Source organism: Ruminococcus flavefaciens, from assembly GCF_900116855.1.
GTDB lineage: Bacteria > Bacillota > Clostridia > Oscillospirales > Ruminococcaceae > Ruminococcus > Ruminococcus flavefaciens_R.
The window spans coordinates 34,849-58,658 of sequence record NZ_UETD01000011.1; the positions used below are offsets into that span (position 1 = coordinate 34,849).

At 49.4% G+C, this 23,810-nt stretch carries 20 protein-coding genes; 5 read left to right on the top strand and 15 right to left on the bottom strand.

The genetic code is table 11. The annotated features are described in order from the left end of the window. Window positions 1-83: 83 nt before the first annotated feature. The 6 genes from DSZ37_RS12210 to DSZ37_RS12235 form a co-directional block, all read right to left on the bottom strand. Window positions 84-992, bottom strand: a complete 909-nt coding sequence (locus DSZ37_RS12210) for an amino acid ABC transporter substrate-binding protein (protein WP_109727177.1) — start codon at window positions 990-992, stop codon at window positions 84-86. A 453-nt stretch (window positions 993-1,445) separates the two neighbouring features. After that, window positions 1,446-3,506 carry an ABC transporter permease gene (locus DSZ37_RS12215; RefSeq protein ID WP_109727178.1) on the bottom strand — a complete coding sequence of 687 codons (2,061 nt, stop codon included), beginning with the start codon at window positions 3,504-3,506 and terminating at the stop codon, window positions 1,446-1,448. Next, window positions 3,496-4,260: an ABC transporter ATP-binding protein gene (locus DSZ37_RS12220; RefSeq protein WP_109727179.1), complete on the bottom strand. Its 765-nt coding sequence runs from the start codon at window positions 4,258-4,260 to the stop codon at window positions 3,496-3,498. The genes DSZ37_RS12215 and DSZ37_RS12220 overlap by 11 nt, the downstream gene beginning before the upstream one ends. A 12-nt stretch (window positions 4,261-4,272) precedes the next feature. Continuing rightward, window positions 4,273-4,494 carry a hypothetical protein gene (locus DSZ37_RS12225; protein ID WP_109727180.1) on the bottom strand — a complete coding sequence of 74 codons (222 nt, stop codon included), beginning with the start codon at window positions 4,492-4,494 and terminating at the stop codon, window positions 4,273-4,275. Window positions 4,495-4,664: 170 nt separating this feature from the next. Further along, a complete protein-coding gene (locus tag DSZ37_RS12230) occupies window positions 4,665-5,681 on the bottom strand; it encodes an ATP-binding protein (protein ID WP_109727181.1) in 1,017 nt (338 codons plus the stop codon). Then, window positions 5,678-6,340, bottom strand: a complete 663-nt coding sequence (locus DSZ37_RS12235; RefSeq protein WP_109727182.1) for a response regulator transcription factor — start codon at window positions 6,338-6,340, stop codon at window positions 5,678-5,680. Before DSZ37_RS12235 ends, DSZ37_RS12230 begins: the two co-directional genes overlap by 4 nt. A gap of 422 nt (window positions 6,341-6,762) precedes the next feature. Here DSZ37_RS12235 and DSZ37_RS12240 point away from each other — a divergent pair, with 422 nt between their 5' ends. After that, entirely contained in the window at window positions 6,763-7,674 is a 912-nt protein-coding gene (locus DSZ37_RS12240) for a patatin-like phospholipase family protein (RefSeq protein ID WP_109727183.1), read from the top strand. Between the two features lie 85 nt (window positions 7,675-7,759). Here DSZ37_RS12240 and DSZ37_RS12245 read toward each other — a convergent pair whose 3' ends face one another. The 3 genes from DSZ37_RS12245 to DSZ37_RS12255 form a co-directional block, all read right to left on the bottom strand. Next, the gene (locus DSZ37_RS12245; RefSeq protein ID WP_109727184.1) at window positions 7,760-9,262 is read right to left on the bottom strand and encodes a zinc-ribbon domain-containing protein; all 1,503 of its coding nucleotides are present in this window, start codon (window positions 9,260-9,262) and stop codon (window positions 7,760-7,762) included. Window positions 9,263-9,790: 528 nt separating this feature from the next. Continuing rightward, window positions 9,791-11,005 carry a leucine-rich repeat protein gene (locus DSZ37_RS12250; protein WP_109727185.1) on the bottom strand — a complete coding sequence of 405 codons (1,215 nt, stop codon included), beginning with the start codon at window positions 11,003-11,005 and terminating at the stop codon, window positions 9,791-9,793. Window positions 11,006-11,176: 171 nt separating this feature from the next. Then, window positions 11,177-11,899 (bottom strand): dockerin type I domain-containing protein, encoded by a 723-nt coding sequence (locus tag DSZ37_RS12255; protein ID WP_109727186.1) that lies wholly within the window; start codon window positions 11,897-11,899, stop codon window positions 11,177-11,179. Between the two features lie 354 nt (window positions 11,900-12,253). Between DSZ37_RS12255 and DSZ37_RS12265 the strand changes: the two genes are divergently transcribed. Next, window positions 12,254-13,672, top strand: coding sequence for an alanine/glycine:cation symporter family protein (locus DSZ37_RS12265; RefSeq protein ID WP_109727188.1), 1,419 nt, complete (start codon window positions 12,254-12,256; stop codon window positions 13,670-13,672). Window positions 13,673-13,964: 292 nt separating this feature from the next. Here the strand turns inward: DSZ37_RS12265 and DSZ37_RS12270 are convergent, their stop codons facing one another. The 6 genes from DSZ37_RS12270 to DSZ37_RS17770 all read right to left on the bottom strand — a co-directional run bounded on the left by DSZ37_RS12270 (window position 13,965) and on the right by DSZ37_RS17770 (window position 20,417). Beyond that, entirely contained in the window at window positions 13,965-15,656 is a 1,692-nt protein-coding gene (locus DSZ37_RS12270) for a SulP family inorganic anion transporter (protein WP_109727189.1), read from the bottom strand. 215 nt (window positions 15,657-15,871) lie between these two features. Then, window positions 15,872-17,110, bottom strand: coding sequence for an alpha/beta fold hydrolase (locus DSZ37_RS12275; RefSeq protein WP_109727190.1), 1,239 nt, complete (start codon window positions 17,108-17,110; stop codon window positions 15,872-15,874). A gap of 75 nt (window positions 17,111-17,185) precedes the next feature. Then, complete coding sequence (locus tag DSZ37_RS12280; RefSeq protein WP_109727191.1) at window positions 17,186-18,412, bottom strand: hypothetical protein; 1,227 nt, start codon at window positions 18,410-18,412, stop codon at window positions 17,186-17,188. Window positions 18,413-18,576: 164 nt separating this feature from the next. Beyond that, complete coding sequence (locus tag DSZ37_RS12285) at window positions 18,577-18,900, bottom strand: SH3 domain-containing protein (protein WP_109727192.1); 324 nt, start codon at window positions 18,898-18,900, stop codon at window positions 18,577-18,579. A 97-nt stretch (window positions 18,901-18,997) separates the two neighbouring features. After that, window positions 18,998-20,152, bottom strand: a complete 1,155-nt coding sequence (locus DSZ37_RS12290; RefSeq protein ID WP_109727193.1) for a sporulation protein YqfD — start codon at window positions 20,150-20,152, stop codon at window positions 18,998-19,000. Further along, window positions 20,106-20,417 carry a YabP/YqfC family sporulation protein gene (locus tag DSZ37_RS17770; RefSeq protein WP_181380310.1) on the bottom strand — a complete coding sequence of 104 codons (312 nt, stop codon included), beginning with the start codon at window positions 20,415-20,417 and terminating at the stop codon, window positions 20,106-20,108. The genes DSZ37_RS12290 and DSZ37_RS17770 overlap by 47 nt, the downstream gene beginning before the upstream one ends. A gap of 58 nt (window positions 20,418-20,475) precedes the next feature. Between DSZ37_RS17770 and DSZ37_RS17775 the strand changes: the two genes are divergently transcribed. From DSZ37_RS17775 to groL, 3 genes are all read left to right on the top strand, one after another. Beyond that, window positions 20,476-21,594 (top strand): hypothetical protein, encoded by a 1,119-nt coding sequence (locus DSZ37_RS17775; RefSeq protein ID WP_181380311.1) that lies wholly within the window; start codon window positions 20,476-20,478, stop codon window positions 21,592-21,594. Window positions 21,595-21,740: 146 nt separating this feature from the next. Beyond that, window positions 21,741-22,013, top strand: a complete 273-nt coding sequence (locus DSZ37_RS12305) for a co-chaperone GroES (protein WP_028520786.1) — start codon at window positions 21,741-21,743, stop codon at window positions 22,011-22,013. Window positions 22,014-22,152: 139 nt separating this feature from the next. Next, entirely contained in the window at window positions 22,153-23,775 is a 1,623-nt protein-coding gene (groL, locus tag DSZ37_RS12310; protein ID WP_109727196.1) for a chaperonin GroEL, read from the top strand. Window positions 23,776-23,810: the final 35 nt, after the last annotated feature.

Here is a 23,810-nt window from a genome sequence, read left to right on the forward strand (position 1 = left end):
TCAACTATTATTATAGCACAGAATATTGAAAAAGGCAAGTGCCGTACAGAAAAACGCCCCGCAGCTGCGGGGCGTATCGCTTTTTACTTTACTGTTGTGATGTCGCTTCCGAACCACTTCTCGGAGATCTCTCCGAGCTTGCCGTCAGCCTTCATCTCGCTGAGCTGCTTCTGCACCTCATCGCGGAGTGCCTGATCGTTCTTTCTGAAGCCGATAGCGTACTCCTCAGCTTCAAGGTTTCCGTCAAGGATAACGTAGTCCTTGTTGTGGGAAGTGATAAGGTAGTTTGCAACTACCGAATCAAGGAATACTGCGTCGGAGAAGCCGAGCTCCATCTGGTTGAGGGCGGTTACATTGTCCTCGAGAGGTGACTCTGTGATATCGGCATAGAGATCGGCAGCCTCAAGTATCTCCTGTGCGGTAGAGCCTGTCTGAACGCCGATGGTCTTGCCTGCAAGGTCGTCCATAGACTTGATATCGCTGTCAGCAGGAACAACGAAGATCATCTCGTTCTTCATGTAGGGTTCTGAGAGGTTCATAGCCTCTGCTCTTGCAGGATTGATGGACATACCGTTCCAGATACAGTCGATCTTGCCCACGTTCAGGTCCTCTTCCTTGGTATCCCAGTTGATGGGAGTCTTTACCAGCTCAATGCCCATTCTGTCACAGACCTCCTGTGCAACGTCGATATCAAAGCCGATTATCTCGTTGTTCTCGTCAGTGAAGCCCATGGGAGGGAAGCTTGCGTCCAGACCCAGTACCAGCTTCTTGTCGTCCAGTACCTTCTGGAGTGACTGATCCTCGGCAGCAGCATCGCTGTTCTCGGTGTCGGCAGCAGCAGTTGTGTCAGCCTCTTGCGCAGCTGTGGTGGTCTCAGCTTCGGACTTCTTAGACTCAGAGTCCTTGTTGGGGTCAGAGCAGCCTGCGAATGCGCCCATCATTGATACGGCAGCAATACCTGCCAGAATGCTTGTGAAAAAATTCTTTTTCATTGGTGTGTTCCTCACTTTCGTAATGTTACATAGATGCTGACTATATCATAGCACATTTATGCGGCGGTGTAAAGCCTGCGGCGGCAGATTTCGGAACTTCATCTAAATAATCTGAGTTAAGTCGGCGTAATTTGGCGCCTTTTCAATACAAAACAGCTGAGGGCAACGCCACAGCTATTCACTTAAATCATAATTTAGCAAAGCTAGATTATGATTTAAGCCGTTAGCCCATAGCCATTAGCCGTTAGCCTGATGTAGGGGCGGCGTTCCGCCGCCAGATAATAAAGCGGCGAAGCCGCTTCCTAATGGCTAAAAGCTAAAGGCTAAGGGCTTCGGAATTTAACACCGAAGGTGTTAAATTCCGATTTAGCTGAGCAGCATAAACAAAATGCCCCCGGGCGTTTTTATGTGCTCGGGGGCATACTTGCTTTACAAAGGACTGTATATCTTATCTTACTTCTGTTCTCTTACAATTGCCCTGCTTCCGATGAAGGTGAGCAGGAAGTATCCGCCGTAAATGAGTACCACAACTCCTGCGGTAAAGAGCATGGACTTGAATATTCCGCCGCTTACCAGCATTGAAAGCATGAACTTCGCCAGTCTCATACCGAAGTAGGAGTGGAGGCAGGCAAGCAGCAGGGGCAGCGCGAAGAATATTGCCGACTGTGTGAATACGGACCCCGTTATCTCCTTTTCCTCTACACCCAGCTTTCTCAGCATTGTGTATCTGGAAGCGCTGTCCGAGCTTTCCGAGAGCTCCTTCAGTGCGAGGATAGCTCCGCAGGAAACAAGGAATATAAAGCCGATGTAGAGTCCGAGGAATGTAACAAGTGCGCCGAGGTCGATGGCATCGTTGGCAGCCTCTATCCTTGTATAGTATTCTGAATGACCGCCGTCGCCATCGCTGTAAAATTCATCTCTTGCAGCTTCAAAATGCTTGCGGGCTGTCTTTTCAGCTTCTGCCATAGCTTCTTTATCGCTTGCGTCATAATTTCCTATGACCATAGCCGTAGCTGCTCCGCTCTCGTCAACGACGCTGTCGGGAACTATGAATACACCGGCATTCAGGGGCTGCATCGAGGGACGTATGATCTCGTAACAGCTCTTATCGTAGCGAGGCTTCAGCGTATTGCCGAATACTGTTATCTCGGGCTTGTCGGCAAGGAGCCAGTCATATACCGATACCATTCCGCTGAATGTGGCGGTTATTACATACTCGTCCTCGCCCAGCTCCATAGGCTTTCTGCCGTAGAACTTTGCCAGCGCGTTGTAATCGCTGAGCTTTACTATCTCAATCGGGTAGTCCGACATTACTCCTATGGACTGATTTTCTGAAGTAAACTCGTCCATTCTGTCACCAATGAAGCTAAATATAGTGAAATCGGGGTCGCAGTAGGAGTGGAACATATAATGCTCCTTGAAATCATCTGCGATATTGAATCCCTTCATCTCGTAGTACTTTTCAAGATCGGCAAACTGAGGATTATTCCATTCCTTATCGTCTGCATCATAATGTGTCATTTCACCATAGAAGTCCACGGGGAAGTTCTCCTCCACCTGCTTGTTCATGTTGTTTCTGATAACGAAAGCAGAGGAAAGTGTGCAGATGGTAACGAAAAGCATGAGACAGATAACTGTCATGGAAGCAACTGTGGTGTTGACCTTGCTGCTTATCTGACGGAAGGTAAAGCTGTTGAGTCCGCGGTGATACAGTCCCTTGACGGACATTATGACTCTCAGGAGCATTCCTGCCACTGACCAGAAAATGAAGAATGTGGAGACTGCTCCCATAATGATGGCTGCAAGTATCTTCTTGGGACCGAGATCCATCTGGTTCCAGCCCACCATGTAGTAGGCATAGCCCAGAACCGCGGCTGAGATAAGGAATACTATTACGCAGAGCCACGGGTTCTTCATGGTTATCTTCTCGGAGCGTCTGCCCGACTGCATAAGAGTTATGAGCCTGCACTTTCCGATGACGATACCGCTTCTGATGATGACTACTGCATACATGATGCTGAAGTAAATTATAGTCTTTGCGATAGATGAGCCGGAAACAGTGAACCTGAATTCTGTCATATCGGCTTCAAAGAGGTTGGCGACTACTGCACTCATGACCTGTGAAAGTCCCACGCCGATGAGGAGTCCCACAAAAAGGGAGCCTATACCGATCATGACGGTCTCGCAGAGGAGAAGTGCGGATATCTTCCATTTGCTCATGCCCAGCATCATATACAGGGCAAATTCTTTATTCCTCCGCTTCATCAGGAAGCGGCTGGCGTAGACTATGAGGAGTCCCAGCACTATGGCTACGAAGACGCTTACTGCGGATATTGCCTGTACGAGGAACTTGATGAATTCCCTGTGATCCTCGGATACACTGAGGAAAGCGGTCTGTGTCTCGATGGCGTTGAATACATAGAAAACCGCAACTCCCACAACGAGGGTGAAGAAATACACGGCGTAGTCCTTCAGGCTCTTGCGGATATTGCTAAGTGATATCTTAAAGAGCATCGCTTACGTCACCTCCGAGCAGAGTAACAACGTCGATTATCTTGTCAAAGAACTGCTTGCGGCTGTCGCCTCCGCGGTTTATCTCGTTGAACACCTTTCCGTCCTTGATGAAAAGCACACGGGAAGCGTAGCTTGCTGTGAAGGAGTCATGAGTTACCATGATGATAGTTGCATCGTGCACATGGTTGAGGTAGCCGAAGCGCTCAAGGAGCATTTTTGCCGACTTTGAGTCGAGAGCTCCCGTAGGCTCATCTGCAAGGACAAGCTTGGGGTTTGTGACGATAGCTCTTGCGGAAGCAACTCTCTGCTTCTGACCGCCCGACATCTGGTATGGGTATTTATTCAGCACATCTGTTATTCCAAGCTGCTCTGCAACGCTCTTTACCAGCTTGTCGATCTCCTTTGCGGAGCGCTTCTGAATGGAGAGCGCGAGTGCAATGTTCTCATAAGCGGTAAGAGTGTCCATAAGGTTGAAGTCCTGAAAGATGAAGCCCAGCTTCTCGCGGCGGAACCTGTTCAGCGCCTTGCCTTTGAGCTTTGTGATGTCGGTATCCTCAAGGAAGATATTGCCTGCGGTAACGCGGTCGATGGTGGAGATGCAGTTCAGCAGAGTGGTCTTGCCGCTTCCCGAAGCACCCATTATAGCCGTGAACTCGCCCTTGTCAACTGTGAACGAGATATCGTCAACAGCTTTTGTGAGGCTGGACTTGTTTCCGTAGTATTTCTCGACGTTCTGTAATTTAAGTAATGCCATTTCTGTATCTCCTTATTCTGCATTAATTGTTCTCTTTTTTCTTCCCATGTACCATGCGCACAGGTAATAAACTGCAAATGTGCCCCAGAAGATGGCGTCTACCACATTATTGCGGGGGTCGCCTGCGGTCTTGGGTCTGAATATCTCATATAATTCTACGCCGCTGATGGGCACTATGCAGACACTGCTGACAATAAAAAGAACTCTGATGATTTTTGAAGCAAGATTTTTCATAAGATCATTTCCTTTCGGTATTTATCTTCGGGAGCTCTGTTTCCCTTTCCATGATCTTATTATACACCCGTAAACATTTCAGGTCGCGCGTTCAATATTACTCAACATTACAATTTTGTAAGGTTGCGTCAGTAATTAGTAGGGACGCCCATCGGGCGTCCGCTGTATACTTATACCATCTTGTAGAACTTGTTTTTGGCAAAGGCAATGGTGAATTCGGTGTACTTGTCCTTTTCCGACGCGGCAGTTATACTGTGTCCCAGCCTGTCGCAGAGGTTCTTTACGATGTAGAGACCCATACCGGTAGACTTCGCATAAGTGCGTCCGTTCTCGCCTGTGAAGCTCTTTTCAAATATTCGCGGCAGGTCAGCCTCGCATATGCCTGTTCCGTTATCGCGGAAGCGCAGGAGCACTCTGTCGGGGAGGTCCTCGGCGGATATCCTTATAACGGGCTCTCTGCCCTCAACTGTGTATTTAAGGCTGTTTGCCATGAGCTGTCCCAGTATGAACTCCAGCCACTTTCCGTCGGTCATAACAGACAGACCAAGGCCCTCGGTCTCTATGGAAGCTCCGCAGAGCTGTGCGGTCTCGCGGTTTTTCATTGCCACATTCGCCACGGTGCGCTTCAGCGCAGTCTCTTTTATAATGTAGTCCTTTTCCGCGTTCTCGGAGCGTGCGTAGTACAGCACCTGATCGGTATAGCCGTCTATGCGGCTGAGCTGCTCCTGAAACTTCTCCCCCAGCTCATCGCAGTGATTGTGCGCCATGAGCTGAAGGCTCGCCACGGGAAGCTTTATCTCGTGTACCCACATCTCTATGAACTCGCGGAAATCATCGGCAGTCCGCTTGTACGCGGATACGTTCTCGCACATGGACTTGTTTGCGATGCAGAAGCCGTCGTACATTATCTGTCCGTCGAGAAAATCGGGACGTTTCAGCATTTCGTGGATAAGGTATTTCTTGTCAAGTCCGTCAAGCTTGCCCTGCATATCGTCGTAAAAGCGCTTTTTCCTGAAAAAGCCCGCTGTCTCCTCGGCAATGAGGAACAGCCCGAAGATAACGCAGATAGTGGCGGTAAGCTGACCGCTGACCCTGAATGCGGTGAGAAAGAGCAGCATAAGTCCCAGTGAAATGGCTGCGATAAGGAAGAACCACAGCCTGTCTTTAAGATAGTCCCGAAGTCTCATCTCAGTATGTACCCCTGCTTCTTTCTGGTCTCAATAGCGTCTTCGCAGCCCAGCTCGGCAAGCTTTGAGCGGAGTCGGCTTATGTTGACGGTGAGAGCATTGTCGTTCACGAATTCGTCGTTGTCCCAGAGAGCCGTCATAAGCTCGTCACGGGTGACGATGGAGCCCTTTCTGTCCAGCATGAAGCGGAAAATTATCATCTCGTTCTTGGTCAGAGTCATCTCGCGGCTGCCGTCGGAAAGGCTTCCCTTTGCGTCATTGACCTGCAAGCCGTTGTAGGTCTGCACCGAGACTGCGGCGGCGGAGCGTTTAAGCACTGCGGATATCCTAAGCAGGAGTATGGTGGGATTGTAGGGCTTGGTTATGTAGTCATCGGCGCCGTAACTCATGGACAGCACCTCGTCGGTCTCGGAGGTCCTGCTGGTGACCATGATAACGGGAGTATCTGTTTCCTTGCGTATCTCCTTCAACAGCTGCTCGCCGTTGAGATTTGGTATGTTTATGTCCATAAGGATGAGATCAGCGTTTGCACCCAGCACCTCTGCACGGGAGTTGGCAAAGTCCGTAAGGCACTCCGCCTCATAGCCCGAATTCCGCAGTAGCTCCGCAAGCTCCTCTCTTATTGACCTGTCGTCCTCTACTATATATATCTTGCTCATATTGCACCTCGTGAAATTAATTCTGAAACTCCCATAATTATAGCATATAATTTTATTAATAGCAAGATGCGCGTGGATAAAGTGCTTTTTTGTAAAGCTCTGCCGCGAAACAGCCTGCGGGGGCTCCCCGCTTATAGCATATAATTATATTAATAGCAAGATACGCGGAGAAAAAGCTGCCCAGCATAAGAACTCTGCCGCGAAACAGGGGGCGGCGGCTCCCTGCTTATAACATAAAAATGAGGAAAGGGCGACAGCCGCGGAGCAAAAGCTGACTTGCGGACAGCTCTGCTGCGAAACAGCCTGCGGGGGCTCCCCGCTAACTATGATCCGCAAATGCTTGACTTTTTCTGCGGCTTTGTTTATAATATATAATGACTAAGGGTCATTATTATCATCACACTTGGAACGAGGAAACTAACATGAAAAAAATTCAGGTATATTCGGGCATAGGTGCGCTTCCCTCGGGAAGTGCCTCAGATAATATAACAGAGGGCTGCATGGTGCTGGAGGGCGGCGCATTCCGCGGAGTGTACACCTCGGGAGTCCTCGATGCTCTCATGGAGGAGGACATAAATATGCGCTGCACCGTGGGAGTCTCCGCAGGCGCTCTCAACGGCGTCAACTACGTCACGGGACAGATAGGACGCTCGGGCAGGATAAATCTCCGCTACCGCCACGACAGCCGTTATGTGGGCGCAAAGGCTATACGCCGCAACAAAGGCATTATCGGCTTCGACTTTGTTTTCGGCGATATGGACAGAGTTCCGCACCTTGACAAGAAGCGCTTCATGGACAGGTCAAGGCAGTTCTACATAGTTGTCACAAATCTGAAAACAGGCAGGACCGAGTATCTCGAAAAGAATTCGGGCATACCGCCCCTCCGAGCAGTCCGCGCCTCGGCTTCCATGCCTTTCGTATCAAAGCCCGTCATCATCAATGGCACCCCCTATCTGGACGGCGGATGCAGCTGCAAGATACCATATCAGTTTGCCATAGACAAGGGCTTCGACAAGATAATCGTAATCAAGACAAGATATGCGGAGTTCAGAAAGCCCGTCAGCACAAGGCAGCTCCGCGCAGAGAATATAGTATACCGCAATTATTCGCAGTTTGCAAAGGCGCTCATCAACAGCAACGCCGACTACAACAGACAGTGCGACGAGCTGGAGAAGCTGGCTGACGAGGGCAGGATATTCCTCATAACGCCCTCGGAGGCTATTGACATAAGCCGTCTTGAAGGCGATATGGAGAAGCTGGGACATCTCTATCATATGGGCTATAACGACGCCAAAGCAAATCTCCCTGCTCTGAGAGAATACCTCAGCAGGTAAATCATAATGGCAGTATCCCACAGTAACACTAACGGGATAACAAAACGCCCCGAAGCGATACATTATCGCTTCGGGGCGAATATTTTTACTGAACAGTCGCTAATGCAGCGGCTGCTTTTCTTTCCTTCTTTTTAAGACTCTTCTTTGTCTTTCGGAACAGGAAGCCGATGATGAGCTCCGCTGCACCTATTGCAATGAGCATTACCGAGAATGGCAGCAGCAGGCTCTCTGCCAGATAGAAGCATACATTATGTGTGAATGTGAAGCCTATGGCTGAGCCTACGACAATTGCAAGTCCTGTCAGGAACACGATGAGTCCCACAAATGTGAAGATGGTACCGTAGAAGCCTGTGACAAATCTTGCGCGCTTTCTCACTATGGCTGCTATCCAGATAAGGAACAGCAGGAAAAGTGCTCCGAGGATGCCGATAGTGATGAAAGAGGTTGCATAGCTTACCTTGTCCACATCAAAGCCAAGCTTTCTGTTCCACTCCTTAACGTTCATGGTGTCGGAGAAGTTGTCCTTTTCCAGATTTTTCTGAAGCAGGTCGTAATCCGACTCGGTAAGGTCATAGTCGAATTCCTTTGAGGAAGCGTCCTTGTTGCCTCTGATGAAGTCGTTGACGAAGTCCTCAGCGGTTATGGACGGGTCACTTCCGTCGCCGTCTATAATGTAGTCCAGATAGCCCTCTGCAACTTCGCCTGCATACTCGCGGAAATCCGACGCCAGCATAAATCTCTTGAAGCCGGCCTCGTCGGCAGCTCCCTTTGTTGCTGTCCTGAAGCCGAGTGAATCATACAGAGTCTTTGACATTTCCTTGCCGTCGAACTTTGCTGTAAGAGTGGTGTCAGCGTCAAGCTTTTCCGCTCTGCGCCTGATGATGCTTCCGTCTGCACCTACCTTTACGGCGGTGAGGAGACTGACCAGAAGCAGGAATATGATTGTGAATACAGTCACCAGTGAAGCTGCGAAGATACGTCCGCCGCCGACCTTGGCTTTAGCCTTGGGCTTTGACTCGGACTGTGCAGGCATGGGAGCGGGTGCAGGTGACGGTGCAGGCGTTGGCTGTACGGGAGCCTGTGGATGCTGTGCCTGCGGCATCAGAGGAGGCGGAGCAAAGCTGCCGCTCTGAGCACCGCTGCTATTTCCCGAAAACTGATTTGTATGTACGTTGTAGGAGCTGTACGGCTCATTCTGTATCGGTATCTTCATGGTGTCGCTGTTATCGTTGAGACTGTCGGGAGCGCCGTTCACAGGCGGCTCGGGAGCCTCCTCCTGCTTCGGGAAGCTTGCAGGCTCATCGAAAACATTCTCCGCAGGCGGAATAGGTGAGGGCTCGGGTATCACAACTGTATCAGCTGTGCTGAGTATCTCCGTGGGTTCATCATCAAGAAGCTGCGCCTGCTCCTGAGTGAGACTGAGAGTTTCCTCGTTGTCGGCGATGACTTCCTCAAGGTGTGGCAGTATAGAGGTCGGCTCATTATCAACGAATACGTCATGAGCTTCCTCTTCTTTAAGCGAGGAGCCGCACTCGGTACAGAACAGAGCGTCATCGGGCATCTCGCTTCCGCATTTATTGCATTTCATGATATCCCTCCTGTAATAGTATTGAGGTTGATGCTGTAATGATCAATGTCTGCTCCCTGAGCATAGTCAGGGGCAATAACCGCAAAAAGGCGGTTATTGAGTTTACATTAATTATAAGTCATATGGTAAAATATGTCAAGTAAAAAAATTATGACATATGATTACATATCGGTGATATCTCACGATTTTTCGCAGCTTATGTCGCAGCGCATAAAAAAGCCCGCTTAAGGGCGGTACTCTTATAGAAGTTTTACAAGTGATATTGAGGAAAACCCTTTTGAAAAAGGGTTCTTCCTCAAACTCCTTTCCTAAAACTTTCAGCATTAAATTTAGCCCCAACAGGGCGCTCTCAGTATTATTACTGATTTTCACATCTTGTGTGAAGCGCCCTGTTGGGGCTAAATTCAGTTATAAAGTCTTTGGAAAAAGGGGGCTTGGGGGAAAAGAACCTTTCCTCAGAAAGGTTTTTTCCCCCAATAATTACATATAAACTTCTATATAAGTACTACTCTTAAGCGGGCTTTTTTGTTATTTTGCAAGGAAGTCTCTAATGGTCTTATCTCCGCCGGAAGCGGTATATGCATAGTAGGAAAGAATGGACGAAGCATCAACAGAGTCGATAGTGCCGTCGTTGTTTACGTCCTCAACTGCATACTCAGCGGCATCAACGATATGCATTTCTTCGGTCATATTCTTAGCGTACTTGCCGAGTATAGCGGAAGCGTCCACGGAATCCACCTTGCCGTCGCCGTTGACGTCACCGAGGGCGTTGAGCTCCTCAAACTTTATATCGTGCTTCTTTGCGTACTTCTCGGCGTCAGAGCCCTTGTATCCACATATAGTACCGCTGAATACCGAGCTGTATGAGAAAACATCATAATCCTCATTGATATACGGAGCTCCGTTGCTTGCTATGAGACCTGACTTTATTCTGCAATCGGGATTTGCAATGACTATTTTTTTAAGATCACTGCAGCCAACGAAGGCGTTATCGCCTATCTCCTTTATATTTGCAGGCACGAGAATTTCATAAAGACCGCTCTGACCTCTGAAAGCTGCATTGCCTATCTTTTCTGCATTTCTCGGGATAGATGTCACATATCCGAAGCCGCTGAGAATTGTTCCGCGGAACAGCTTGTAGCCATTGTTGTCCATCGGAAGCGAGTCCAGCCACGGAGTGTTCTTGAATGCCAGCTTGCCGAAATCCACATAATGCTCGGGGAAGGTAACTGTGCTGAGAGAAGTGCAGCCTGCAAATGCGCCGTTGTTTATGGAAGCTGTTCCGAAAGGAAACGCAACGCTCTCCAGCGAAACGCAGTCCTTGAAGGCATTCTCGCCTACGATCATGAGCTTTTCTGTCTCATAGTCGTGGAACTTTATTTCCTTCAGTGAAGTACAGCCGTCAAAGCCGTTTACACTGTAAAGTCCCGCAGGTATCTCAACGGACTCGATAGTCTTGTTTCCGCTGAATGCTTTTGCTTCAATGCCTTGTACTGTGACGCCATTTACCCTTTCGGGGATAACAACGTTCTTGTCGCTGCCGCTGTACTTCTGCACGTTCCAGAACCTGCCGGACTGCACATATGTAAAATCTCCCTCTGTGAGGGTCTCGGGTTCCTTGATTTCCCAGCTGAAGTCCTCTGCGGCATTAGCCATAGCGACGCCTGTTCCGTTAAATGCACCAATACAGCTGAATGCTGCTACAAATGCAAAAACTGCTGCTGTTATTCTTTTGCTGTTCATTTTAATGTCCTCCTTGTTGTGTGTGCCGTCATAAATGGCGGCTCTGAGTGCAGAGCCGAGAGCTGTCCCTGATACATATTATTTGCCGACTCATCTCTGCCTGCACATATCAACACTTGGTATCTATTCAAAAAGCCCGCAGATGCGGGCTTTTCTGCTCGTTTATTCTGCTTAGGATATATCGTCTGAAACGTTAAGGTTCGCTGCAGCCCAGTCTGCCCATGAAGCATATCCGTCAGGGAGTACTCCCCATGGGGATGATGTTCTGAACCTGTCAGCTATCTCATCGATATCTCCGTCATAATCGGGGTCCAGCAATGGATCAAGAGGTCCCCACGGATTCAATTTGCCTGCTGCATCACGGAGCTCGCGCAGAGCCTCGATGTCAATGCCATCGGGCAGGCTGCTCTCATCAAGATCAAATTCGGGATCAAGCCACGGATTGTCCTTATCAAACCATTCCGAGTAATCGCCGTTTTTCCACAGATCGAGCCATTCCAGCGGATCAACAGGCTCGTTGGACCATGCTTCGGAGTCGATATCGAAGTTATCAAGCAGCTCCATGAGGAACTCCTCCAGAGCTTTGTCCTCGTCGTCGGTTGCCTGTGAAGCGTAGTATGACAGAACAAGTGATGCATCAACAGCATTAACGCTGCCGTCTTTGTTGACATCGCAGGCAGCCATAAGCTCCTCGGTCAGCTCCTCAGCTTCCACGGATACTCCTGCATAGATGCTCAGTATATTAGAAGCGTCAACTGCGTTAATCTGTCCGTCGCCAGTGGGGTCGCCCAGTTTGCCGACAGATGTTTCCGAAGCGGCTGATGCTGAGACCGCACTCACAGCGGTCAGGAAAGCACCCGCCAATACTCCTGTTAATATTCTTTTTATTCTCATAATGACCATGCCTCCTTAAACGCCGATGGTTTGTTGGTAAGTCCATTATAGTCAAAAACGCCTGCTTTGTCAACAAAAAAGCGATTATTTTTCAGATTAACACGTTTTTTACAGAACTGGGCATATATAAAAGATATACCGCTATATTGCAGATTTATCTGTTCCGAAAGTTTTTTCGATATAAAAAACAATATGTCATTTTTCTGCATATCATTTTATGGAAATATGCCGTCGGGGCTGTTTCTCGGCAGAGCGTAATTAAAAAGGGATTTTAACGCCGTACCCTTGCTTTTTCTGAGCGGATATGATATAATTTCTTAGATTGAGAAAAAAATAACAACCAAGGAGCTGCATATGGATAAATTCAATGACATCATTAGTGAAATAGACAGCTATGTATGGGGGATACCGCTTATAGTGCTGATAATCGTCGGTGGTATTCTTCTTACTGTCAGACTGGGCTTCCTTCAGATCAGGAAGCTGGGCAAGGCGCTGAAGTTCATGGTGAAGAACGAGGAATCGGGAAGCGGCGAGGTATCGAGCTTCTCGGCACTGTGTACCGCTCTTTCCGCAACAGTCGGCACGGGCAATATCGTCGGCGTTGCTACGGCAGTCGCCGCAGGAGGCGCAGGCGCTCTTTTCTGGATGGAGGTGGCTGCCTTCTTCGGAATGGCTACAAAGTACGCCGAGGGACTCCTTGCAGTAAAGTATCGTGTCAAGGACGAAAACGGCGACATTCTTGGCGGTCCCTTCTATTATATTGAGAACGGTCTGGGCAAGCGCTGGAAGTGGCTGGGAAAAACCTTTGCGGTATTTGGTCTGGGTGCGGGACTCATGGGCATAGGCACCATAACCCAGATAAACGGTATCACCTCCGCTGCCAACAACTTCTTTGACCCTAAGTCGGCACATACTGTGACTATATTCGGCATGGAGCAGACATGGACCACCATTATAGCAGGCGCACTGATAACTCTGCTGGTGGCACTCATCGTCATAGGCGGTATAAAGCGTATCGCCAGGATATCCGAGATAATCGTCCCTGCAATGATAGTTGCATACGTTTCCTGCTGTCTTATCATCATCTTCTGTCATGTTTCCGAGATACCCACAGCGGTAGCAGAGATAGTCAAGGGCGCCTTCGGACTTCGTCCCATAGCAGGAGGAGCAGTGGGTTCGGTGATAATGCTCTCTATGAGAAACGGCGTTGCAAGGGGAATATTCTCCAACGAGGCAGGTCTGGGCTCTGCACCTATCGCAGCGGCAGCTGCCAAGACAAACGAGCCTGCAAGACAGGGACTTGTCACCATGACAGGCACATTCATCGATACTATCCTTGTCTGCACCATGACAGGACTTTCCATAGTCATGGCAGGCAGTCACGAAAAGGGACTGGAGGGCGTTTCCATTACCACAGACGCTTTCAATTACGGACTTCCTTTCCCCGAGAGGGTATCCTCCTTCATACTCATGGCTTGTCTTGCGGTATTTGCCTTTACCACCATACTCGGCTGGAATTACTATTCCGAGCGCTGTCTTTCCTATCTGACAGGCTCAAAGAAAAAGGTAACCATCGCATACAGATGGCTTTACATACTTGCAGTATTCATCGGTCCCTATCTCACGGTAGAGGCTGTATGGAATCTGGCGGATATCTTCAACGGACTCATGGCGCTTCCGAATATCATAGCGCTCATATGTCTGTCGGGAGTTGTTGCTGCCGAGACAAAGGACTATCTTGCCCGTCTGAAGGCAGGCAAGGTCGAGGACTAAAATCAAGAGGTCAGCGCGGGAGAATTTCTGCGGCTGACCTTTTTTGTGCGGATATAAAAAAATCCCGACACCGAAGAACACTGAAACTCCGGTATCGGACAATGAGGATGATTTATTTAAGCCTTTGCAGGCTTCAGGAGAGCATCGCTCCCTCGAGAACAGAACACTGAGGACCATTCTCTGTGTCTATTATACCATACATATCTTACAATAGCAACTCATTTTTTGCAGATTAAGTGGACAAAGTGAAGAAAAGACGGATATTGGATAACTCCCATATCCGCCTTTTTTATCATGAAGCTCTCTTTGCGGCTATTTCATTTTCGATAGCCTCTGCTCTGAGGAGAGCTGTATCGATATGGTCGCAGAAGTTCTCCCTGCCTATTTTATCCACGAAGCCAGCCTTGGTCATAGCCTTCATGGGCTGCTCGTTGACGTGGGAGAATACCACCTTGACGTTATGCCTGTCGCAGCGCTTGACGATACGCATGAGGGCTTCGACTCCCGTAGCATCGATGGCGGGAACATTTCTCATTCTTATACAGAGAACATCGATGTTTTGATCGCTGAGGACGTATTTGTACTTGTCCGACGCAGCAAAGAACATAGGACCGTTTATCTCGAATACACGGGTATTCCGGGGTATCTTCTTGAGGAGGATGTTGTCAGGGTCGGTGTCCTCGTCGTCCACATCCACCCATGCGTGAGCCTCGGTAACATCAGCCATACGCTTCATAAAGAGGAGTGCAGCCATTACCATTCCCACGCCGATAGCCACAACAAGGTCGAAGATAACTGTCAGCACCAGTGTTACGAAAAGAACGGCGATATCGCTCTTGGGAGCGGTCTTGACAGTGTTTCTTATGTTTCTCCAGCCGCTCATATTATAAGCTACCACAAAGAGGATAGCAGCAATGGTGGGCATTGGGATATAGCCTGCATACTTCATCAGTGCCACCAGTGTAGCCAGTACGACTACTGAGTGTACCATGCCTGCAACAGGTGTACGGCCGCCGTTCTTAACGTTTGCGGCAGTACGGGCGATAGCTCCCGTAGCAGGGATACCGCCGAAGAATGCTGAGCCGATGTTTGCAGCTCCCTGTGCCACCAGCTCCATATTTGAGCGGTGCTTTGAGCCTATCATACCGTCGGCAACAACGCAGGACAGCAGAGACTCAACAGCCGCCAGTACAGCTATGGTGAATGCGTTGGGGAGAAGTGCCCTTACCCTTGCGAAGGTAACATCGGGAACTGTGGGACGGGGGAGAGAATTTGATATATCGTAGAGAGAATCAATGGTATTAACCTCAAGTCCGCTGAACTTTACCAGCAGTGAACCGACGATAACAGCGATAAGTGAGGCAGGTATCTTCTCCAGCTTTTTCGGCCAGAAAATGAGTATCGCCAGTGATATGACACCCACCAGCAGCGCCTGCCAGTTGATGGTGTCGATGCAGTTGACTATCTCCTTTACCTTGTCGATGGTCTCAATGGGCTTGTTCTTGAAAGTGAGACCCATGAAGTCCTTTATCTGTCCGAGGAGGATAGTTACGGCGATACCGAAGGTAAATCCCGTGGTGATAGTTCCGGGGATATACTTGATGAGAGTTCCGAAGCGGCACAGACCCATGATGATGAGGATAATGCCTGCCATGATAGCGGATATAGCCAGACCGTCCATGCCCTCTGCGGCGACTATGCCTGCAACTGTTGTGGCGAATGCAGCCGTAGGACCTGCTATCTGCACACGGCTTCCGCCTAAGAATGAAACGATGAAGCCTGCGATTATAGCGGTGTACAGACCCTGCTCGGGACCCACTCCCGACGCAAGTGCCAGTGCTATTGAGAGTGGCAGGGCGATGATAGCAACGATGATACCTGCAATGATGTCCTTGATGAACTGTTCCTTGGTGTAGGTCTTCATTACCGAGAAAAGCTTTGGCTTCAGCTTTTCCTCAGTTGGTTTTAATGCTTTTTCAGCCATTTCTCTAACCTCTTTTTCTCATGATTTCTCTTGTAAATAAACGCAGCGTTTACTATTATACTACTAAAAATAGCGGTTTTCAAGAGGTTTTGAGCGCGGAGGAAAATTTTGTCGGATTATATATATTCCTGCGGACTGTGGAGAAATCATTCAGCATTTTTAAGCCTGTTTTCACTTGTAAACGCTGAAAGGGCTGCAATTGCAGCCCTTTCTGTTCATCTGACCTGTTTTTCTCTGATCTCATGTATAAATGCGGCAAGTTCTTCCGATCTTGTCATAGTTGCCGCATGACCGCCTTCGACCGTGCGGAAAGCCTTGTCGGGGGCATTCACCTGTTCAACGTATTTCCTGTCAGCGCCGCAGTGACTGTCTTTGTCTCCCTGCAAAACATAGAAAGGCATTTCAAATTCCGTGATCCCGCTCATTGAGAAATCCGAAAGGATACGATCGCCTGTTTCATCATCATAGCCGGAATATCTGAACCGCGCCCAATCGCTTATGGAATAGTATGGATTGAAAAATATTGCAGCGGCGGGAGAGATATCTGCGCCATCGAACAATCCGCCGAACAGGTCATAGCCGTATTGCTTTCCCAGCTTTTCTTCGATCCTGCCTGCTGCTATCGCTTTCTTTTCCAGTTCTTTATTACTCTGGTCGTGATAATACTCAACATAGGCGAGGGGATCGTAGTTGTCCAGCAATGCGCGGTATTCCTCGTCATTCTCTGTCAGTTCCAGCCAAGCAAGCTTGTTGCCCTCATAGAATTTCTTATGCAGGGCAATATCCTGCGTTGCCTTGTATGGGTCATAGAACAGGAACAATTCATAACCATAGGTGTCGATCGCCGTGCGAAAGTCTATCCTTCCCTCGGTGTAATCAAGGATCGCCTGATCTATATAGTTATCCGCGTATTCATCCGTTGCCAGAGAAAGGCAGATAAGGCAATCCACCTTTTCGGGATGGCGTACAGCAAGGTCGGCACCGTATTTCGTTCCCCACGACATCCCCATGATGGTGAGACTGTCTCTATGCATATAGTCAAGGATATATTCCGTGACAGCATCGATATCCTGCCGCATAAGCTCGGGAGTGATCTCGGTATCCTGCGGATCATGTATCCTCGTAAGTCCCGAATTGCGCTGATCCCAGTTTACAACGGTATAGTCCCCGGCGAGCTTGCGGAGCACTTTCCAGTCAGCAAAGCTGGTGGAACAGCCGGGTCCGCCGTGCAGATAGAGCAGGACAGGATTGTTTATATCCTCGCCGTAAATATTGAGCCATTGCTCCTGCCCGTTCACATCTATGTACATTGTTTCGTTGATACCGCCGTCAGGCGTTTTGTTATAATGCAGCTTTCCGAAAAAACGGACGATCAGCAGGATGATTATCAGTGAAAGCAGGAGAACACCTGCCCATTTGAGCACCTTTAGCAGAGCTTTAAGAAATTTCTTCATAAGATCACCTCATAGGATGATTATATCATGCAAAACGGCGAAAGTCTTTAAAAAACTTTTAAAAACACTGTATTTTCAGCCGGCAGTCTCCTCCTCGGGGATAGCCTGCAAATAGGTGCCGAAGAACCAGAGCAGCATTGCGAACAAAGCAGGCTCTGTCTTGGCGCGCAGTGCCATGGTGTAGGTGGTATTGCCGAAAATGCCGGTGAAGCTCCTGTTGAAAAGTCCCGTCTCAAAAAGTCCTGCGATGTTGAGGATAAGTGAAGCACCGATGAGCAGCAGCATGGTATTGCGGAGAAGCTTCCTGTTGCGCTTTGTGTTGAACTCTCCCTTTGCGGTGTTGAGCAGCATTTTTACAAACTGCCATACTGCCGTGCCTGTCATTGCGAACACTGGCAGGTCGCGAAGATAGCGGAACAGCACCACATTTCTGTATGCCTGCGGCGAAACAGCGTCCTCAAAGGGCAGCCTGCACATATACCTTAAAGGATCTTCCATGATAGAAAAGGGCAGCCACACGCTGTACTCATCACCCTTCATAACGCGGATAAGCTCATAGGTGCGGACACCAAGTCTCCACAGGATAAAGCCTGCGGCTGCGGCGGCGATAACTGCCGACAGTGCTTTCAGCGTCTTTGATGTATTGGCGGAGTCTTTCTTTTCGCGGACCTTTTCGTACATTATCAGCACGAAGGCTCCGCATATCATCAGTAAGGGCAGGACAAGAACATCATATATCTGGAAATAATGCCGCCGCTCGGTGAAAACGCCGATCATGCCGTCAAAAGCCGAGGTTTTTGAGAAAATATTGACTTTGCAATAGGTGTACAGGTTCCCGACAGCGTACAATATGCCGCCGAAAAGGAAGTAACGCCACGCCCTGCCGCAGAAAATGCGCTTTTTGTCGCCGCTGCGCAGAGCCAGTATCAGACAGCCGATAAGCACTAAGAAGGGCACCATGCCCAGATAGCCCAGTGCCTTTTGTGCCGCAGTTTGCTCCGCAGGAGCGTTTATCCTGTCCAGATAGGCGGAATAATCCGCGTCTGAGGCAAAGGAGTTGTCACGGTCGAACTCCACGAAAAAGGTGCCGCAGTACTGGTGAAAGAGGAAAGGGGAGTCCTCAGTGGCGGATTTGGGAATATCGTAGCCCCTTATCTTTTCAAATGCGAACACAATGGTACCCCAGAATAACAGAAAGGCAGTGGCGGCGATCACGCATTTGAGGATAAAATATATCAGATGAAGCCTTTTATGTATCTTTTCGGGGATAACATCGGTGGGTCTTGGTTCTCTTTTTTTCATAGCGAGACCTCCTTTGTGATGTGAATATTGTATATATTAAATATACTCATTAATCATATTTTACACCCTGTTATCCCCGTTGTCAATATATTGCATATATCGTTCATAAAAAGTTTACAGCCACAGGGCTTTTGCTCTGTGGCTGTATGTTTCGGTATGAAAGATCAGACTCTTCTGACGTAGGACAGGCATACCCAGCGGCAGCCCGTGGGACTGATGGAGACCCAGTCTCCGCATATATCATAGTAGCTGACTCTCTTGCCTCCGCAGAGAAGTCCTACTTTCTGATAGCCGGTAGAGGGGCCTGTTCTGATGTTGACGTTCTGCAGTGCTTCGATAGTGCCGAGAGCAGAAGAAGCCTCTGCGTTTATGGAGTTAACGAGTGGTGTGCTGCTGTTGGATGAGATGAGTGTCGATGGTGCTGCGACTGCTGAAAAAACAGCGGCTGCGGCGATGGTGGAGCAGATGAGTTTCTTGACTTTTAGCATGATGTGACCTCCATAAGATTATATTAACGGCTCAGCCGTCAGCACAATAGTATCATACTTTTGCAGCAATGTCAATAGTTTTTTGCCGTAAATACTATTATTTTATGTATACATCTCTCTCCTCGGAGATAACTCCCTCAAGCTCATAGGTGACCTCAAGGGTCAGGGTATCGCTGTTCCGGGAGGACTTGATATCGCGGCTCAGTATTTTCGTATCCCCGGAGAGAAAGTTCTTCTCGTACAGATATACCCTCTCCATGAGCTTGCCGCGCAGTTCTTCCTCATTGTACTCCCTGAGGGTTGGAGCAGTTTCTGTGACGGTGCGCAGCTCAGTGCCTACGGGAAGCTCCCTGCCGAACAGCATTAGCGGCTTTTTTGTTACCTCGCTTGTGGAGACCTTATAGTCGGTTTTGCCGAAAAACAAGGGTATCTTCAGCCCGAACAGCTTCAGATAGCGCTCCTTTGACACATTGCCCGTCGGGGAAAGCTCCTCTGTGCGGAATGCTCCCGAAAATCTGACAGCCTCGGAGTACTTTCCCCGTATCTCTCCCATTGCGTGGTAGACGGAAAGGCAGCCGTTATCAAATTCCCTGACGGCACTGACCAGCATTGTGCCCTTGGGAACATAGTCCCCGACGATGTGGAGGAGCTGTCCGCTTCGCACGCAGACCTCGGTTATCTCGGCGTCGCGGCAGGCGAAGATATTTGCAGGTATCCTTGTTCGGAGCATGGGCGGCTTCGGTTCGGCTTCCCGTATCTGTATCTCTATCCTGTTGCCGCTGCGGCGGATGCCTGCCCACGCGATATCCTCCACAAGGAAGGGAAGCTTTTTCTCGCAGGAGCGCAGGTCGGTGAGTGGGAGAAAGGCTCCCTCCCTGACGTCAAGCTCATCAAGGGCGGAGAGTATGACCTCGTCGCTGACAGCTGAGTTGCCCTGAATGTCGATGACCGCGATGGTCTGGGAGGACCAGAGCACTGCCGCTGCGGCTGCAGCGGCGCCGAGGAGCAGTCCGAGGCGCTTGCGGTAGAGGAAAAACTTCGCCCCGAGACTTTCGTATTCGGTAGCTTTCAGCTCCACACCGCATTCTTCAGCCAGTGCGGAGACCGTTTTCAGGTCACGGTGGAGTATGTCTCCGCGGAAAATATCTCCCTTACAGTATTGCTGCCGACAGCTTACACCGCTGTCGTGGAGCACATTGATGAACTTATACAGTTTTTTCCCCTTGACGTTTATTTTCAGACGTCGTTTCATTTTCACGGCGGCTCCTCCTTTCTGTAAGACCTATCTGCTCGATGCAGCCGCGGATAACAAGTCCGCCTGTGCTGAAATCATAGGCTCTCAGTCCGTTTCCCCTGATGTCAACGGTAAGGCCTCCCGAGACCAATCTCATGTACACCTCGTTGCATTCCTCTATCCTGCGGCAGTTGTCGATGATAAGCTCGCTGTTCCCCGATATGTGCATACCCGTGTTGAGGTACAGCTTCTCACGGGCAAGCTCTGACAGCCATTCAAACATAAGCGTCACTCCTGTATATTTTTTCACTTCCAATAATATGATTAATGGGGTGATGATTATGAGAAAAACGGCTTCAAAGGTCCGTGAAGCGGTGGGGATAGCGGCTGCGGCAGTATTTTTCCTGCTTTGTCTATTTGATAACGCGGGAACTTCCGCGGCGGTCAGGGACAGTGTCAGGCGATGTCTTGATATAGTCATACCCTCGCTGTTTGCTATGATGACAGCCTCCGCACTTATAGTCAGCAGCGGACTTACGACAGCAGTTCCGCGCTGTGTGGGGCGGCTCGGCAGAGCGATCTTCGGCATGGAGGGGAGAGAGCTCCCCATTTTCACATTCGGCATGGTGGCAGGATATCCCGTGGGGGTGAAGATGCTGTGCAGCGAGTATATTTCGGGACACATTACAAAGCGGCGGGCAGAGCTTCTGTCGGGGCTTTGCTTCGGCGCAGGACCTGCATTCATATTCGGCTGCATTTCGGGACAGCTCTACGGCTCCCGCTGTGCAGGACTGCTGATACTGGTATCGACGGTGTCTGCAAATGTGCTACTTGCGCTTTTCATGGCGCCATTTCTCCGCAGGACAGCTTCCGCGAAGCACGCTCCCTGCCGTGTGAGCGTATCGGCAGATATGCTCACGGACTGCGTCCTTCGCAGCGGCAGGGCGATGGGAGAGATATGCGCCATGATAGTGTTTTTCTCCGTAGCTGCTCATTTTCTCACGGCAGCTTTCGGGGCAGCAGCAGGGGAGCTTCCTTGGAAGCTCCCCTTCCTCGGCGGTATTACCGCCGAGGCGCCGATCGCCGCGTTCTTAGATGTGACCAATGTGGCAGGTTTTCCCCGCGGCGATTGGCTGCTGCTGCCCCTGATAAGCGGCCTTACCGCCTTTGGCGGGATATGTGTACTCATGCAGCTTGCTGCGCTGACCCGTGGAAAGCTGTCGCTGGTGCCCTTTATAATAATGAGAGCAGCGGCAGCTGTGCTGAGTTATATCATCTGTCGGGGACTGCTTCCGCTGTTCATGGAGGGGGAGATAACGGAAGTCAGCAGCATAAAGGCGGAGAGCACACGTTCTGTCAGCCCCGTACCGTCGGTGATGCTCATTATAATGACAGTAGCGCTTATGCTGGAATTCGGCAGCAAAAAAGAGACTTACAGCACAGAAATTTGCACCAAATAGCCGCAGATTTGTACACAGTGCCAAAAATTGTGAAAGCTTGCTGAAAAGGCTTGATTTATTGTAAAAAGGTGGTAAAATATAATTAGCACTCAGAGAGAAAGAGTGCTAATATGAACTTGCTAATTAATTATCAGGAGGTATATATCATGACTATCAAACCTTTACAGGACAGAGTTGTAGTAAAAATGGTCGAGGCTGAGGAGACTACCAAGAGCGGTATCATTCTCTCAGGATCGGCAAAGGAAAAGCCTGAGGTAGCTGAGGTCGTTGAAGTTGGACCCGGTACTTCTGACATAAAGATGGAGGTAAAGAAGGGCGACAAGGTGCTCATCTCCAAGTATTCGGGAACAAACGTAAAGCTTGAGGGAGAGGAATACATCATCGTAAAGATGGAAGACATCCTCGCAACAGTAAAATAATGCATAATTATGAATGCATAATTCATAATGGCAGTATCGGCTGAAGCCGATGATCAGAATATGGCTGCTGATAAGCAGACACAATTAATTATGCATTATGAATTATGAATTATGAATTGAAATAAAGGAGTAATTTATCATGGCTAAGGATATAAAGTACGGCGAAGACGCAAGAAAGTCACTTCAGGCAGGTATCGACAAGCTTGCCGACACAGTAAGAATAACAATGGGACCCAAGGGCAGGAACGTAGTTCTTGACAAGAAGTTCGGCGCTCCCCTTATCACAAACGACGGTGTTACTATCGCCAAGGACATCGAGCTTGAGGACGCTTTCGAGAACATGGGCGCTCAGCTGGTCAAGGAAGTTGCTACAAAGACCAACGATGCAGCAGGTGACGGTACAACAACAGCTACACTTCTCGCACAGACCATCGTTCGCGAGGGTATGAAGAACATCGCAGCAGGTGCTAACCCCATGGTACTCAAGAAGGGTATCGCAAAGGCTGTTGACGCTGCTGTAAAGGCTATCGTTGACAACTCAAAGGCTGTTCAGGGCAGCGATGACATCGCAAGAGTAGGTACAGTTTCATCAGCTGACGAGAACGTGGGCAAGCTCATTGCAGAGGCTATGGAGAAGGTAACTGCTGACGGCGTTATCACCATCGAGGAGAGCAAGACTGCCGAGACCTACAGCGAGGTAGTAGAGGGTATGCAGTTCGACAGAGGCTACATCTCACCCTACATGGTTACAGATACAGACAAGATGGAAGCTGTTTATGATGACGCTTTCGTTCTTATCACAGATAAGAAGATATCTTCAATTCAGGAGATCCTTCCCCTTCTCGAGCAGATCGTGAAGATGGGCAAGAAGCTCGTTATCATAGCTGAGGACGTTGAGGGCGAGGCTCTTACAACTATCATTCTCAACAACCTCCGCGGCACATTCAAGGTTGCAGCAGTAAAGGCTCCCGGCTTCGGCGACAGACGTAAGGAGATGCTGAAGGATATCGCTGTTCTCACAGGCGGCGAGGTTATTTCTTCAGAGCTTGGTCTTGAGCTTTCAGAGACCACTATCGACCAGCTCGGTCAGGCTAAGCAGGTTGTTATCCAGAAGGAGAACACCATCATCGTTGACGGTGCAGGCGACAAGAAGGCTATCCAGTCAAGAGTTTCCCAGATCAGAAACGCTATCGAGAACACAACATCTGACTTCGACCGTGAGAAGCTTCAGGAGAGACTTGCAAAGCTTGCAGGCGGCGTTGCAGTTATCAAGGTCGGCGCAGCTACTGAGATCGAGATGAAGGAAAAGAAGCTCCGTATCGAGGATGCTCTTGCAGCTACAAAGGCAGCTGTTGAGGAGGGTATCGTAGCAGGCGGCGGTACAGCATTCGTAAACGCTATGCCCGCAGTAAACAAGCTCATCCCCACACTTGAGGGCGACGAGAAGACAGGTGCAAAGATAATCCTCAAGGCACTTGAGGCTCCTGTTCGTCAGATCGCTGAGAACGCAGGTCTTGAGGGCAGCGTTATCGTTGACAAGATCGTTCGTTCACGCAAGGTAGGCTACGGCTTCGACGCATACAACGAGGTATACACAGACATGATCCCCGCAGGAATCGTTGATCCTACCAAGGTAACAAGAAGCGCACTCCAGAACGCTGCTTCCGTTGCATCTATGGTACTGACCACAGAGAGCCTTGTAGCAGACATCAAGGAGGATGCTCCCGCAGCACCCGCAATGCCCGCAGGCGGTATGTATTAATCAAAGATAAAGCACTAAAGCCCTCTCCGAGCGGG

Bases quoted from the DNA above. Each gene is read 5' to 3' on its own strand.
- DSZ37_RS12210 (WP_109727177.1), bottom strand. From the start codon at position 992: ATGAAAAAGAATTTTTTCACAAGCATTCTGGCAGGTATTGCTGCCGTA.
- DSZ37_RS12215 (WP_109727178.1), bottom strand. From the start codon at position 3,506: ATGCTCTTTAAGATATCACTTAGCAATATCCGCAAGAGCCTGAAGGAC.
- DSZ37_RS12220 (WP_109727179.1), bottom strand. From the start codon at position 4,260: ATGGCATTACTTAAATTACAGAACGTCGAGAAATACTACGGAAACAAG.
- DSZ37_RS12225 (WP_109727180.1), bottom strand. From the start codon at position 4,494: ATGAAAAATCTTGCTTCAAAAATCATCAGAGTTCTTTTTATTGTCAGC.
- DSZ37_RS12230 (WP_109727181.1), bottom strand. From the start codon at position 5,681: ATGAGACTTCGGGACTATCTTAAAGACAGGCTGTGGTTCTTCCTTATC.
- DSZ37_RS12235 (WP_109727182.1), bottom strand. From the start codon at position 6,340: ATGAGCAAGATATATATAGTAGAGGACGACAGGTCAATAAGAGAGGAG.
- DSZ37_RS12240 (WP_109727183.1), top strand. From the start codon at position 6,763: ATGAAAAAAATTCAGGTATATTCGGGCATAGGTGCGCTTCCCTCGGGA.
- DSZ37_RS12245 (WP_109727184.1), bottom strand. From the start codon at position 9,262: ATGAAATGCAATAAATGCGGAAGCGAGATGCCCGATGACGCTCTGTTC.
- DSZ37_RS12250 (WP_109727185.1), bottom strand. From the start codon at position 11,005: ATGAACAGCAAAAGAATAACAGCAGCAGTTTTTGCATTTGTAGCAGCA.
- DSZ37_RS12255 (WP_109727186.1), bottom strand. From the start codon at position 11,899: ATGAGAATAAAAAGAATATTAACAGGAGTATTGGCGGGTGCTTTCCTG.
- DSZ37_RS12265 (WP_109727188.1), top strand. From the start codon at position 12,254: ATGGATAAATTCAATGACATCATTAGTGAAATAGACAGCTATGTATGG.
- DSZ37_RS12270 (WP_109727189.1), bottom strand. From the start codon at position 15,656: ATGGCTGAAAAAGCATTAAAACCAACTGAGGAAAAGCTGAAGCCAAAG.
- DSZ37_RS12275 (WP_109727190.1), bottom strand. From the start codon at position 17,110: ATGAAGAAATTTCTTAAAGCTCTGCTAAAGGTGCTCAAATGGGCAGGT.
- DSZ37_RS12280 (WP_109727191.1), bottom strand. From the start codon at position 18,412: ATGAAAAAAAGAGAACCAAGACCCACCGATGTTATCCCCGAAAAGATA.
- DSZ37_RS12285 (WP_109727192.1), bottom strand. From the start codon at position 18,900: ATGCTAAAAGTCAAGAAACTCATCTGCTCCACCATCGCCGCAGCCGCT.
- DSZ37_RS12290 (WP_109727193.1), bottom strand. From the start codon at position 20,152: ATGAAACGACGTCTGAAAATAAACGTCAAGGGGAAAAAACTGTATAAG.
- DSZ37_RS17770 (WP_181380310.1), bottom strand. From the start codon at position 20,417: ATGTTTGAATGGCTGTCAGAGCTTGCCCGTGAGAAGCTGTACCTCAAC.
- DSZ37_RS17775 (WP_181380311.1), top strand. From the start codon at position 20,476: ATGAGAAAAACGGCTTCAAAGGTCCGTGAAGCGGTGGGGATAGCGGCT.
- DSZ37_RS12305 (WP_028520786.1), top strand. From the start codon at position 21,741: ATGACTATCAAACCTTTACAGGACAGAGTTGTAGTAAAAATGGTCGAG.
- groL (WP_109727196.1), top strand. From the start codon at position 22,153: ATGGCTAAGGATATAAAGTACGGCGAAGACGCAAGAAAGTCACTTCAG.